The organism is Sphingobacterium sp. PCS056, from assembly GCF_023273895.1.
Taxonomy (GTDB): Bacteria; Bacteroidota; Bacteroidia; order Sphingobacteriales; family Sphingobacteriaceae; genus Sphingobacterium.
Map to the genome: position 1 here is coordinate 3,098,044 of NZ_CP096883.1, position 14,153 is coordinate 3,112,196.

Genomic DNA, 14,153 nt, shown 5'->3' on the forward strand with positions numbered 1-14,153 from the left:
TTTTTTATTGACAAACAATATGAATAAATTTTTATTGGCCTTAAGTGTGCTAACAGTGTCTGCTTCTTCTTTATTTGCACAAGATCATAGTAGTGAATTACCTGCAAAACCAATTGCTAAAAGTATATTCAATCCGAAATATTCGCGTACGGAAAGCAACAAAGGCAAGTTTTATTTTCACTGGGGATATAACTTTTCATCTTATGCCAAAAGTGATATTCGGTTTAAGGGTACGGGATATGATTTTACTTTGTTGGATGTAAAAGCATCGGATAGACCGACTAAATTGTCGATGACCTATATTAACCCTGCTACAATTTCTATCCCTCAATTCAATTTCCATTTTGGGTATTTTATCAAAGATAATTATTCGATATCATTGGGCTGGGACCATATGAAATATGTGGTGGATATTCCACAGACGGTACGAATTAAGGGACATATCAGTCCTGAAATTTCTGAACCTGGCATTCCAACTGGTGGTATGGCCGGAACTTACAATGGTGAGCAGGTTACTTTAGTGGATTCGGTACTGAAATTTGAACATACAGATGGATATAATTTTGCTTCTGTTGCCTTGGAAAGACATGACGATATCTGGGTTTCTAGAACGGGAAAATCTTATTTGTCAATGGAAACTGGTGCTGAACTTGGACTGCTAGTGCCAAGAACTGATGTTCGATTATTTGGAGTAGGAGAGAATAACTTTTGGAATATTGCTGGTTATGGTGCTGCTGCAAAAGTTGGTTTGCAATATCACTTTTTGAAGTGGATGTATTTGCAAACAAGTTTTAAAACCGGGTGGACAGATCTTAATAATATCCGTACTACGGGGAGAAACAATATTGATAAGGCAAGTCAGTCGATATGGTTCTTTGAGAACTATTGGGTGCTTGGTTTCAAATTCTAAATTTTAAAAGCGGATGATTGTCATCCGCTTTTTTTACATTAAATATCTGAAAGCTGAAAACTTTCTTTTAGTCTTATTCCTTTTTCTGTATGCTGTAAAGTACAACAAGCATTGACCGCATCATGTTCTAAGAAAAGGATGTATTCTCGATCTACTATCTCTTGCCAGTAGTTATTCCTTTCTTCCATGGTAGTGAGCGGTCTTATGTCATAGCTCATGACGTAGGGAAGGGGAATATGTCCTACCGAAGGAAGTAAATCTGCCATATACAAGATTGTTTTATTTTTATATTGAATTTGGGGCAACATCATGGATTCGGTATGTCCGTGAGCATACCTGATGTGAATATTTGGACCAAATGGGCTGCTCTCTTTTTCAATAAATTTTAGTTGACCACTTTCTTGTATAGGTATTATATTTTCCTCCAAAAAAGAAGCCTTTTCTCTTGGATTTGGATGAATCGCCCAATCCCAATGTGCTGCATTGCTCCAATAATTAGCATTAGTAAATGAAGGACGTAATTTATCTCCTTGACGTGCAATGGCGCCACCACAATGATCAAAATGCAGGTGTGTCAAGATTACATCCGTGATATCTTCTCTATTGAAACCATGTTTTGCTAATGATTTATCTATGCTATTGTCTCCATGTATATAATAGTGTCCAAAAAATTTTTCGGATTGCTTATCTCCGAGTCCAGTATCGACCAGTATCAACTTTGCACCATCTTCTATCAAGAGTAAACGATTGGTCCATGTACACATATTATTCGAATCGGCAGGATTTGTTTTATGCCATATTGATTTGGGTACTACTCCGAACATAGCTCCGCCATCTAATTTGAAGTTTTGAGTTTCAATCGTATATAACTGCATAATTTTTTCTTTTTATGTATCTTATACGAATATACTAGTTTTGATCAGTAAAATAGAGGCATCAATGACAAGATCGTATAACGATTAATTTTCAATCATTTCTTGATAAATCAATTGGATACAATCCTTTAAAAATGGATTGAAATTGGTGTACTCGGGGACACGGCAACCATTGGTGATGACTACTATTCCAAATTTTGCTCGGGGATCAAAAAACATAGCGCTATAAAGACCGTATGCAGAACCTGTATGTCCGATCAACGTTTTATGCGGAACTAATTGGTCAGTTGACCTGAGTGCTAGTCCATAGCCTTCATCAGGTGTAATGGGGGTCTGCATGATTTTTGAACTGCTTTTTTTGATGATTTGCTGACCATTAAATCCTTTACCATAATTCATGTGCATACCCATATACTTCGCTAGATCAACGGCTGAAATTTTCATTCCTCCAGTAGGAGAGAAGACGGGAGTGGAATGGCCTAAAGTGTAATTTTTGATTTCTAATGATCGCGGATTATAGGCACTGGTTTGGGGACGGAATCCACTTTTATCACGGTCATATTCATAAAGTGTGACAAACTTGTTTTTATCTAAGGAGTCAACACAATAACCTGCATACAATTGCAAAGGATCTAGGATATGTTCTTTGATATATAAATCAAATCTTTGTCCGGATAAACGTTCAATCACTGCTCCAATCATATTAAAATTGAGGTTGCAGTATGCATATTTTGTCCCTGGCTCATAGTTGCTATACGAGTTTATGTATTGATCTGAATGCGTAGGATTGATGACTTCTAAGTCAAAGTATCCATTTTTATCATTGATACTTGAGGTATGCGAAAGTATCATTCGTAATGTAATTTTCGTATTTGGAAAATTAGGGTTTCTAATTTTGAATCCAATCAAATCACTGAAATCATCATCCAGGTGACATTTCTTTTGCTCGATCAATTGCATAATGGCTGTTGCCGAAAATGATTTGGAAATTGATGCTATTCTAAATATATCATCATTTTGTAAGGCTTGATTCTCTTCTATGTTTTTAAGTCCGTAGGAATTCGAAAATATTAATTTATTGTTTTTTATGACAGCAACTGATAGGCCAATAGCCTGATATTTTTGCATGATATCGGTTATTTTTTTATCAATAACAGTTGGTTGAGCTCGGCTTATTTGACTGCAACAGAAGGCTCCGAGTATAAGAATGAATAAGAATTTTTTCATGATTTATGGATTAGTATCGAAAGGTATAAATAATTAATAAATATAGTTGCATTAGTTTGCATTTTTATGTAGTCTTATTGCATACTCTAGCTGTATTTTCTTTTCTTCTTTTATGTTGGTTTGCTCACTTTTTTTTTAAAATCTTTTGTCAAACAGATGAAAAGTCTATTTGAATTTTGTTTTAAAAAATAGTATCAACATGTTGTTTTTAAGGTGATTGTGTGTTTGTTTTTGGTTTCAAAATAATTTTATATTTATTTAAAATAAATCTAAATAGATTGAAAAAAAGATTGTAAGTTTGCATCCGAAATAAAATTTATCTTATTATCATACACTATGAAAAAGTCATTTCTCAGCTTAGTATTAAGCTTAGGATTAGTCGGGGGGATACAATTAGAAGGAATTGCGCAGCACAGTGGAATTCACGGAAAACTAAAAAATAAATCTGGGGCTCCAATTGAAGCTGCGACGATAATTGTTAAAGAATTAGGGAAGTCAACAGCAACTGATCGCAATGGATCATTTTCTTTTTCTTCGTTACCTGATGGATCTTATACTATCATCGTTAAAAGTTTGGGTAATGTCATTGACGAAGAGCGTATAAAAGTTGTCAATGGTAGTTCGCAACCTATCAACTTGGTAGGGGATAGCAGCGATTCGAAATTGGATATCGTGGACATTCGCGGGTATAATTCACATAATAATCAGACAGTCAGTGTTGGGAAAGCTGGAATTGCTGATAAAGATCTACCACAGAGTGTTCAGATTATAAACGAGCAGGTGATCAGAGATCAGCAAGTGAATCGGCTTAGTGATGCCTTAAAAAATGCCAATGGAATAGCCATGGGAGCAAATAGGGGTGGTGTTAATGAAAATTTCTATGCACGTGGTTATAGTCTTGGTGCAAATAATATCTTTAAAAATGGGGCACGTACCAATAATGGAGGCTCTATTGAGGCCAGTACATTGGAGTCTGTGGAGATTTTGAAGGGAAGTGCTGCATTGCTATATGGTGGTGTTACCGGTGGTGCTGTTGTCAATTTAGTGACCAAAAAGCCGAAATTTGAGTATGGTGGAGAGGCTTCGGTACGTGTCGGTAGTTATGATTTTTATAAACCGACAGTTGATGTGTATGGACCTATATCCGATAAATTAGCTTTCCGTGTGATCGGTACTTATGAAAAATCTGGCAGCTTCAGGGATCATGTCACTTCTGAAAGGTTATATGTAAATCCTTCTATTTTATATAAAATCAATGATCGTACGGATATCAACTTGATGTTTGACTATCTAAAAAGTGATTATACACCTGATTTTGGTATTGGATCAGTGGATGGAAAGCTTAACAAAGATGTAGGTCGTCATACCTTTTTAAATACGCTTTGGGCATATAATAAAACAAATACGAGTAATGGTCAGATTAATTTGAATCATCAATTTAATGATAACTGGAAGTTAAATGCAATAGCGAGTTACCAAAGCTATGGCCGTGATTATTATGGCTCAGATAGAATTCAAGCTGCTGCCAATGGTATTGCTGCTCGAAATCTGACGCGCTCAAAATCGGATGAGCTTACTTTCAATCAGCAGTTAAATTTGACTGGTACGGTAAATACAGGTGGCATTAAGCATAAAATTTTGGTAGGTGCTGATGCTGATCAGTCCAATACAAAGGCCTATGCATATCGTATTGATAATACTTTAAATATCAAGACAGTCACTTACGATCAAAAAGGATTGCCTGTCATCATGCCAGGATCTGTTTACGATAATATAAATGTTTTTGATCCGGCATCAACAGTATATACTTATATTCCTAGTCATTTTGAAAATAATCTAGCAAATCCTAAAGTTACAGTTCCTGCAGTGATGCAGACTGGGGTTAGAACAGATATGCCAGGAGCAGAATATTTAACCAGAACAACGACTAATATCTACCGTTATGGTGTGTTTTTACAAGATCTGATTGAGGTTACAGACAAATTTAAGGTACTTGCGGGTTTACGATATACATACCAAAGAACGCCTTATGCTGAAAAATATACCTATGCTACTGATGTAACTGAAGATGTTAAAAATTTGGATGCTAACCAAAAGGAATTGGGCGCAAAAGTTGATCAAGCTTGGTCTCCAAAATTTGGATTGATCTTCCAACCGATCCCAACTTCGAGTATTTATGTGACTTACGCGAATAACTTTACATCCAATGCGGGCTATGATGTGGATTATAGACCAATGGGCCCTTCGACTATAGATCAGTACGAGGCAGGTATTAAAAACGATTTTTTCAACGGACGTTTGACTGCGAATGCATCGGTATACCGCATCAACAACAACAGATTTGCACAGCAATTGTTGGTTAAACCTGATGGAACAAGTAACGGAGATACTAATATGAAAGAGTTTTCTGGTAAAACGGCTTCGGATGGTGTTGAGCTTGATGTAACGGGTTCTATATTGCCAGGATTGGACATCTTAGCTGGATATTCATATAACTATATGCGTTATACAGAGACGAGTCCTATAACAGAAATTACTACTGTTGTCAATGGTAGTCCAAAGGTTACTGAGGTTTCTGGTAATCAGGAAGATGTTCGTTTGGTCGGTACAACTGCACATACTGCTAATGGAACGATCTTCTATACTTTGCAACATGGTGGTGCTAAAGGATTAAAATTGGGCGTATCGGCATTTTATACAGGAAGAAGAAATGCAGGCTGGAATAATACGAAAATCAATGTGAGAGATGGTCTAGACCGCTTAATTACTGTCAGTCCTTTTACAACAGTAGATATCTCTGCTGGTTATACGTATAAAAAATGGAGTATTTTAGCTAAAATGTCTAATGTTAATAATGCTTTCAATTATTATATTCATGAAAATTACAGTGTGAACCCGATTCCACCAAGAAGTTTTATGACCACATTGACGTATAAATTTTAAATGTTTAGTTTGTTTATAGTTTATGTTAAAAGGGCCTCCATGGAGACCCTTTTTATATTGAATAGTATGTGATATACGTATTTTAAAGTTTACTGATTTTTTCAAGAAGATCTACAAGTCGGTTTGAATAACCGAATTCATTATCATACCATCCCACAACTTTAACCAGCCCGCCTACAATAGATGTTAATTGTGAATCAAATACACAGGAATAGGGATTGTTGATAATATCAACAGAGACTATTGGGTCTTCTGTGTAATAGAGTACATTTTTCAATTCACCTTCTGCAGCTTCTTTAAATTTTGCATTGATTTCTGTTACTGTCGGTTGATGTATCAACGTACAGGTGAAATCTGTCAAAGAGCCATTTAGGACAGGGACACGTATACCAGCACCACCTAATTTTCCTTCTAAATGAGTAAAAACGTTGGTAATTGCCTTAGCTGCACCAGTTGTGGTTGGAATAATAGAAGATGATGCTGCTCGTGCTCTACGAAGATCACGATGGGGGGCATCATGCAGATTTTGATCACCTGTCATGGAATGGACCGTCGTGATATACCCGTCCTTGATACCCCAGTTTTCATCTAATATTTTGACCAGCGGAGCAACATTGTTTGTCGTGCAGGATGCATTGGAGAGTATAGGTACGTTTAAATCAAATTCTTTATCATTAATACCTAATACAATTGTCGGTACATCTTTATCAGAGGATGGTGCTGAAATGATTACTTTCTTGGCACCGGCTAGTACATGTAAATTTGCTTTTTCTTTACTAGTAAAATGACCTGTTGACTCCAATACGACATCAATATCTAAAATCTTCCAAGGAAGATTTTGCGGATTTTTTTCATTGGTTACCAAAATCCGTTGATCATTGATAATAAGGTGATGCTCATCAAAATCGACTGTACCTAAGAATGGCCCGTGAACTGAATCATACTTGAAAAGATGAGCTAATGTTTTTGTATCTGTAAGATCATTGATCGCAACAACTTTTAAATCATCTAATCCGCGAAGTAAAATGTTACGTAAAGTATTCCTTCCAATACGTCCAAACCCATTTATAGCAATATGCATAATTGACTACTATTTATGAAATTCGGCAATTGCCTCATTTACATTTTTGTCACCTTCCCACTGCGCCTTTAACTGACCATCAGCACCATAAACATAATTAGCTGGAAACTGCTCTGGAACATGTATTTTTTGAATAAACTCTTGGTTCTTGTCTACTAAAATTTCAACATTTTCCATCTTGGATAGTTTTGGAGCGAAGTTGTCGAAAAATCCCAATACTAATGCCGGATCATTCATGGAAACGTAATAGATATTGATATCTTTGAGTCTCTCTCTATTTTTTTCCAATTCTGTAGCTTCCTGTTGGCAATGGCTACATCCTGGATCAAATAAGATAAATACGGTGTTTTTATCTTTTGATACATCTGATTTTGTAACTTTAATTCCGGATTTTAACTGATAGAAAGTGAAATCTGGAAGCATTTTAGCGGCTTCTTTTGCCATGGCAGCAGGAGCTGCTTCATGAGCACTGTGATCGTGTGCACTATGGTCGTGACCATCATGTTCGTCATGAGCTTCAGTTTTTGTTGCTTCTTGGGTTTTGTTATTTGAATTGCAGGAGAAAAGCATAGATGCTGTTAAAATTCCTGATATGCCTAATATTAATTTTTTATTCATGGTAATGGTATCAATTATCTATCAAAACTATAAAAAATATTGAATTTAAATTTTAAAAATGCTCATAATGACATTGTACTGTATATCTAGATCCGTTTAGGTGATGATATTACGATCGTTGTCCAAGTTTTTTAAGGATGTTGATTCGATAATTGCTGGTTGTCCTTTGCCATATTCGTTGTTATATACTTTTAGTAATACACGTACAGAAGAAATGATCAACGGTCCAAATATAAGTCCGAGCATCCCGAATAGGTTTAACCCCAATAAAACACCAAATACGGTAATTAATGGTGGTACATCGCCTAATTTTCTTAGAATGGTGAAACGAAGCACATTATCAATACCGCCAATTAATATAAATCCATATAGAGCAAGTCCAATCGCATTGCCGGTAGATCCTATTGCGAGTAGATAGATCGCTGTAGGGACATATACAGTCATGGTACCCAATACGGGTATAATGGTCGAAATAGCTGTGACGATGCCTAGCAAAATGGGGCTATCGACTCCAAAAATCCAATAACCGATACCGGCTACGATCCCCTGACAGATGCCTAGAATCGGAATTCCGATTGCATTTGAACGGACCATCATACTTATTTCATTCCAAAGTTCAGTTTTACTTTGTTGTGAAAAAGGGATCGCATGCCCAATTGTTGATTCCATCTCCTTACTATAGTACTGCATGAAATAAAGTACAAATAAAGCAACAATGATATTAACGACGGTTTCTGCAACCGAATTCAGCACATTGGGGATGTATTTTGCCAATCTTTGGAGCGAATTGAGAATAGCTTCATCTGATAAATCTATATTTTTTAATACCGGTTTATTGTGCATGTAGTCTTTTACAGAATCAAATTTCGAAAGAATGTCTTTTTGATTGACAATAAGTTGTTCAAGCTGCGGTATTAAGTAATTGATCAATCCCCACAGCGGGAAAACGATAAAGATGACAGAGAGACTGATTAGAAAAATACTTGCTGCTGATTTGTTCCATCTTTTTTTCTCTGTCAGTGTATGGTATATATTTCTAAATAAGATGTAAAGTGTTATTGCACCTAAAAAGCCCGGTAAATAATAGGATAAATTTGTGAAAATTAATATACAGATCAATAAAATGATCGTTATCAACATGATTTGGTTAATCGAATTGTTGTTTATTTGTTTATACTTCATGGTCGGCTCCTCAGAATAAGTAAATATTAAGTACTTTATTTGCTAAACTAAGATAAATTTGTTTTACCTAATTGCATATAATATAAAACAAATTTATCGATATCTCTGCTACGGTAAACATTATTTTATATGGGAAATATATTAAATATTATTGAGCAATTTTTTGAAAGAAATAAAAAAAGCTAGCTTTAAAGTATAGCTAGCTTAATTGAATCAAATTTCGTAGAGTTCCAGAGGCAATCCATCTGGATCTTCAAAAAATGTAAATTTTTTATGTGTCCACTCGTCTATACGAATAGGTTCTACAGCAATTTGCAACTTTTTTAAGAACTGAACTTCTTTTTCAATATCCGATACGGCAAAGGCGAGGTGCCTCAAACCTACAGCTTCGGGTTTAGAAATTCGTTGAGGTGGGTGTGTAAATGAAAACAATTCGATAATATAGCTGTCGTTCAAAGCCAAGTCTAATTTGTATGAATTTCGACCCTCGCGATATACTTCCTGAATAATAGTCAATCCCAATATATCTGTATAGAACTTTTTAGATCGCTCATAATCACTACAAATGATCGCGATGTGATGTACTTGCTGTAAATTTAGTGGCATATTGTTTTATTTAGCACGTTCATATTGTGATGGCCAATCTATTTTATCTCCTAAGACTTCTGCAAAATGAAATGGAAGATGTGGGTTTTTTAAAAAAGCGCGCGCTATCATGATGATATCTGCTTTATTATCTTGTAGGATCTGTTCAGCATGAACGGCTTCTTTTATAAGTCCGACAGTGGCTGTTGTGATGCCTGTTTCTTTCTTTATTGCTTCGGCAAACGGAAGTTGATAATCGGGCTGAGCATTTATTTTTTGATATACAACCGCCCCTCCTGTAGAGACGTCTATCACTTCCACGCCGCATTTTTTTAATTCATGTGCAAGCGCGATAGATTGTTCCAAGTCCCAACCATCGGCAGCCCAATCTGTGGCGGAGATTCTGACCCATAGCGATTGTGAGGTAAGCTCCTGTTGGATTGCATCAATGATCTCCAATAAAAATAATATTCTATTTTGAAATGAACCTCCATATTGATCTGTTCTGATATTGGACAGTGGGGATAGGAATTGATGTATAAGATAACCATGTGCTGCATGAATCTCGATAATATCGTAACCGGCTTGAACAGCTCTTCGAGCAGCGATTTTAAAGTCAGCGATTGTCTCTTTAATTTCGTCAATAGATAGTGGTAGGGGAGCAACTTCTTTTTCTGGTCTAAATGCTAAAGCTGAGGGTGCGACTGTTTGCCATCCATTTTCTGCCTCAGGTGAAATTTGATAATGATTTTCCCAAGGTTTTCCCGTACTAGCTTTACGGCCCGCATGTGCTAATTGAATGCCTGGAATGGCATTATGCTCTTTGATAAAGGTCGTGATTTCTTTAAATTTTTCGATGTGTTCATCTTTCCAAATACCCAAATCTCCAGCGCTGATTCTACCTTCTGGAGTTACCGCTGTGGCTTCTTGGATAATTGCGGCGGCGCCACCTGTCGCAAACTGGCCCAAGTGTACGAGATGCCAATTGTTGGCAAAACCATCAATAGCAGAATATTGACACATTGGAGAAACCACTAGCCTGTTTTTAAGTGTGATATGCTTGAGGTCTAATTTTGAAAATAAAATACTCATATACGAAAGAAATTAAAAATGAAATAAAAAAAGGAGCATGCGCTCCTTTAATTTTTATGATGGATTTGTGGACCATAAAGATGCAGATTTTAACATCGCTCTTCTTGGTAATTTCAAATTTGCAATAATCAATTCTGCAAAATCTTCAGGTTGTAATACCGATTCAGGATTTCCGTCTGTCAAACCTAATTCTTTGGACATATCCGATGCAATGGTACTAGGCATCAAGGTGCATACTCGAATATTGTGTTTACGAACTTCGCGCATAAGCGAATCTGCCATGCCAATAACAGCAAATTTAGATGCACTATAGGCAGATGTCGTTGGCGCTCCATTCAATCCTGCTGTGGATGAAACAAAGATAATATCTCCTTCATTTTTTTGGATTAATTGTGGAAGTATTGCCTTTGTGACGTAGTAACTACCCAATACATTGGTATTGATTATATCTGTCCATGTATCCGGGCTCATCTCCATCAAAGAACCAAATGAAGCTATACCAGCATTGTTAATCACAATATCAAACTGTCCAAATGATTGGTTTAATTGTTCAATCGCTTGCTGTACAGCGGTTAAGTTTGAAATATCAAAAACAGCATATGTAGCCGTTACACCCAGATCTTTTAATTCGTTAACCGTCAATTTTAATTGCTCTTCATTGCGCCCTGTGATGGCAACATGTACCCCTTCTTTTGCCAATGCAAGGGCCGTTGCTTTGCCTAATCCACGAGCACCACCTGTAACCAGTGCTTTTTTTCCAGCTATATTTTCCATGTTTTAAAGGTAGCTATTCGAGTTAAGCTTAATGTCAATAGAATTTAAAATTTTATAAATTGTCCTCCAATATATGCGCAATAATGGGATAGGTGTTTTGTTTCACTTTCTTTAGGTTTCTTGCATCTAGCCATTCAGCCTGTGTGATATCTTCTTCCAGTTGTGGTACTAGCTTAGGGACTTTATTGACCCCCATTTCATACCAGTTTGTTTGTTTCAAAACAAATTCGCCATTTCTCAGATAATACGTATGATAGGAGGTCTGTATTTTTTTTCCGAGATAATCTATTTTTAAACCACACTCTTCTTCTACTTCTCTTACTGCAGCTTCTCTCATTTTTTCATGGCTTTCAACTTTACCTTTTGGAAGGTCCCATTTACCAAGTCTAAAAATGAATAAATAGTCTCCTTCGCCGTTTTTAACTAAACCGCCAGCCGCTTTTATAATTTTATGTTTTTCTTTTATTTTTTGAAAAACCGATTCACAATCCTTGTGTATATATAAAAATGATCTAGGAATGTCATTTTGTTCAGATAATTTAAAAAGTTTTTCAAGTTCAATATCTTGAACATCAATTGTTTGAGGGTTTTTAATGCCCGTAGGAACGAAATCTGCCAAAATTAGCACAGATTGGTTCATATAAATTTTATAAATTTGCGACATGAATAATTTAAATGAGGTTGAACAAAAAGTTGCTGAATCCTTATTGCAAATTAAAGCAATAAAATTGCAACCTAAAAACCCTTTTACTTGGGCATCGGGTTGGAAGTCTCCAATTTATTGTGATAATCGTATTACTTTATCGTATCCAGCAATCCGTACGTATATTCGTCAGAAGCTTTCAAAGTTGATTCAAGAAGAATTTGGATCTGTGGATATGATTTCTGGTGTCGCTACTGCAGGTATCCCACAGGGTGTTTTAGTTGCTCAAGATTTGGGTTTACCATTTTCTTATGTGAGAAGTAGTGCTAAAGATCACGGTCGTCAAAATATGATTGAAGGTGAGGTTGTTAGCGGTCAGCGTGTTGTTGTTGTTGAAGATTTAGTTTCTACAGGTAAAAGTAGTTTGGTAGCTGTAAAAGCGCTGCGTGAAGCGGGATGTAATGTAGTAGGTCTAGTCTCTATATTTACGTACGGTCTTGACGAGGCTACGAAGAATTTTGCTGATGCAAAATGTACCTTCCACAGTCTTTGTGATTACAATTCCCTTATTCAAGTGGCGGCAGAAAATGGTTTTATTTTTGAAGAAGATGTCGAGCTATTGAAAGATTGGAGAAAAAATCCATCGACTTGGTCAACGACAGTTTAATAAATAAAGAAAATTTTTATGACAACGATTCAGAATAATGTAACGATTGATAAGTCAGTTCAAGAGGTTTTTACTTTTTTAACAGATTTAAATAATCATGAGCAATTGATGCCTGAAAACATTTATAATTGGTCTTCCACTGCTGATGAGGCACGCTTTACAATCCAAAATATGGCTAAATTGGTCTTGAAAGTTGAGGAACGTATCGTAGACCAAGAAATAAAGTTAGTGCCAGCAGAAAAAGCTCCTTTTGATGTTACATTAAAGTGGACTTTGTCAGCAATAGCAGCTGATGCAACAATAGCAACATTTACGATTGATGCTGATCTGAATATGATGATGAAAATGATCGCATCTGGTCCATTGCAAAAATTAGCTGATTTTCAAGTGAATAAATTGAAAGAGATTTTAGGATAATCTATCCCTATGTTATCCTGTAAATTTTCAGTCTATAAAGAAATGTCTTCCAATTTGGAAGACATTTTGAGTTTATAGTAATATGTTTATGCAAGTCTTTCGTGTACTATTTTCCAATTCACAACATTCCACCAGTTTTTGATATAGTCGGCTCTTTTATTTTGATAGTGTAGGTAATAGGCATGTTCCCATACATCAAGAGCCAAAACAGGAATTCCTCTTTGATCTACTACATCCATCAATGGATTGTCTTGATTGGCTGTAGATGTAATTTTTAATTTACCAGATTCGTCTAAGATCAACCATGCCCATCCAGAACCAAATCTCGAAGTTGCAGCCGTTGCAAACTGTTCTTTGAATTTTTCCATGCTTCCGAAAGATGAAGTAATCAGTTGCATTGTTTTCTCAGAAGGTCCCGTCTGCTTTGCGGATAAATTTTCCCAAAAGAAATTGTGATTCCATGCTCCCCCAGCATTATTTCGAGCCTTAGCAGAATATTTAGAAATATTTGCTAGTAATTGTTCTTCTGATGATTCCGAAATGTTTTCTGCAACGATCGCTTCATTGATCGCTTTGATATATGCAGCATGATGCTTTGTGTAATGGATTTCCATTGTTAACGCATCAATATTTGGCTCCAGATCGGAATACGCGTACGGTAATTTGATTTGACTAAAAGAAAGAGGAGCGGCTTGATTACGTGCAGGTTCGGCTTGTGCTAAATTAGTTAAAACACTGCCCGATACAGCGACAGCCAATGTTGCCTTAGCGGTGTTGTGAAGGAAATTTCTACGTGTTTGCATTCTTTTATTATTAAGTTAATAGTAGTAATATAACGTGTTTTTTTAGTTTTATTATTCTTTATTGCGGGAAATTTTGGAAGAGAACGAGAATGTTACCTAATCATGACTTTTTGCATATTTTATAAAATATAAATATTGTGTTTATCGTCTATTAATGTTAATAAAATTACATTGTAATATAATAACTCAAGTTGTATTAACTTTTATTATTAACTAATTGTGATAAAGTGTTGATGTTATCGATACCACCATTATGAAGGTGGTAATTTTTATGTTGGGCTTTTTGTATATAGTTTCCAATAGTTTAATAAAGCCTAGTGAAATGCTTTTGTTTTA

The 14,153-nt window shown here is 35.8% G+C and carries 14 protein-coding genes; 4 read left to right on the plus strand and 10 right to left on the minus strand.

The window, feature by feature from the left end; genetic code table 11:
- Positions 1-19 precede the first annotated feature (19 nt).
- Positions 20-910 carry a hypothetical protein gene (locus MUB18_RS12825; RefSeq protein ID WP_045752532.1) on the plus strand — a complete coding sequence of 297 codons (891 nt, stop codon included), beginning with the start codon at positions 20-22 and terminating at the stop codon, positions 908-910.
- A 38-nt stretch (positions 911-948) separates the two neighbouring features.
- On the opposite strand, the gene MUB18_RS12830 is transcribed toward MUB18_RS12825, so the two are convergent.
- Together MUB18_RS12830 and MUB18_RS12835 are read right to left on the minus strand one after the other, a co-directional pair.
- Entirely contained in the window at positions 949-1,785 is an 837-nt protein-coding gene (locus MUB18_RS12830; RefSeq protein WP_248753331.1) for an MBL fold metallo-hydrolase, read from the minus strand.
- 84 nt (positions 1,786-1,869) lie between these two features.
- Positions 1,870-3,012 (minus strand): serine hydrolase domain-containing protein, encoded by a 1,143-nt coding sequence (locus tag MUB18_RS12835; RefSeq protein ID WP_248753332.1) that lies wholly within the window; start codon positions 3,010-3,012, stop codon positions 1,870-1,872.
- A gap of 336 nt (positions 3,013-3,348) precedes the next feature.
- Between MUB18_RS12835 and MUB18_RS12840 the strand changes: the two genes are divergently transcribed.
- Complete coding sequence (locus MUB18_RS12840) at positions 3,349-5,955, plus strand: TonB-dependent receptor (protein ID WP_248753333.1); 2,607 nt, start codon at positions 3,349-3,351, stop codon at positions 5,953-5,955.
- 82 nt (positions 5,956-6,037) lie between these two features.
- Here MUB18_RS12840 and gap read toward each other — a convergent pair whose 3' ends face one another.
- The 7 genes from gap to MUB18_RS12875 form a co-directional block, all read right to left on the minus strand.
- Positions 6,038-7,036, minus strand: coding sequence for a type I glyceraldehyde-3-phosphate dehydrogenase (gap, locus tag MUB18_RS12845; protein ID WP_248753334.1), 999 nt, complete (start codon positions 7,034-7,036; stop codon positions 6,038-6,040).
- Between the two features lie 9 nt (positions 7,037-7,045).
- The gene (locus MUB18_RS12850) at positions 7,046-7,654 is read right to left on the minus strand and encodes a redoxin domain-containing protein (protein ID WP_094773439.1); all 609 of its coding nucleotides are present in this window, start codon (positions 7,652-7,654) and stop codon (positions 7,046-7,048) included.
- A gap of 96 nt (positions 7,655-7,750) precedes the next feature.
- Positions 7,751-8,836: an AI-2E family transporter gene (locus tag MUB18_RS12855; protein ID WP_045752537.1), complete on the minus strand. Its 1,086-nt coding sequence runs from the start codon at positions 8,834-8,836 to the stop codon at positions 7,751-7,753.
- Between the two features lie 213 nt (positions 8,837-9,049).
- On the minus strand, positions 9,050-9,442 hold the full coding sequence (locus MUB18_RS12860) for a VOC family protein (protein ID WP_248753335.1): 393 nt from the start codon (positions 9,440-9,442) through the stop codon (positions 9,050-9,052).
- Between the two features lie 6 nt (positions 9,443-9,448).
- The gene (locus MUB18_RS12865) at positions 9,449-10,513 is read right to left on the minus strand and encodes an NADH:flavin oxidoreductase/NADH oxidase (RefSeq protein WP_248753336.1); all 1,065 of its coding nucleotides are present in this window, start codon (positions 10,511-10,513) and stop codon (positions 9,449-9,451) included.
- A gap of 54 nt (positions 10,514-10,567) precedes the next feature.
- A complete protein-coding gene (locus tag MUB18_RS12870; RefSeq protein WP_248753337.1) occupies positions 10,568-11,287 on the minus strand; it encodes a 3-ketoacyl-ACP reductase in 720 nt (239 codons plus the stop codon).
- Between the two features lie 52 nt (positions 11,288-11,339).
- Positions 11,340-11,927, minus strand: a complete 588-nt coding sequence (locus MUB18_RS12875; RefSeq protein WP_248753338.1) for an NUDIX domain-containing protein — start codon at positions 11,925-11,927, stop codon at positions 11,340-11,342.
- Positions 11,928-11,949: 22 nt separating this feature from the next.
- Here MUB18_RS12875 and pyrE point away from each other — a divergent pair, with 22 nt between their 5' ends.
- Together pyrE and MUB18_RS12885 are read left to right on the plus strand one after the other, a co-directional pair.
- A complete protein-coding gene (gene pyrE, locus MUB18_RS12880) occupies positions 11,950-12,597 on the plus strand; it encodes an orotate phosphoribosyltransferase (protein ID WP_248753339.1) in 648 nt (215 codons plus the stop codon).
- Positions 12,598-12,615: 18 nt separating this feature from the next.
- Complete coding sequence (locus MUB18_RS12885) at positions 12,616-13,014, plus strand: SRPBCC family protein (RefSeq protein WP_045752543.1); 399 nt, start codon at positions 12,616-12,618, stop codon at positions 13,012-13,014.
- 86 nt (positions 13,015-13,100) lie between these two features.
- Here MUB18_RS12885 and MUB18_RS12890 read toward each other — a convergent pair whose 3' ends face one another.
- Positions 13,101-13,817, minus strand: coding sequence for a superoxide dismutase (locus MUB18_RS12890; RefSeq protein WP_248753340.1), 717 nt, complete (start codon positions 13,815-13,817; stop codon positions 13,101-13,103).
- Positions 13,818-14,153 lie beyond the last annotated feature (336 nt).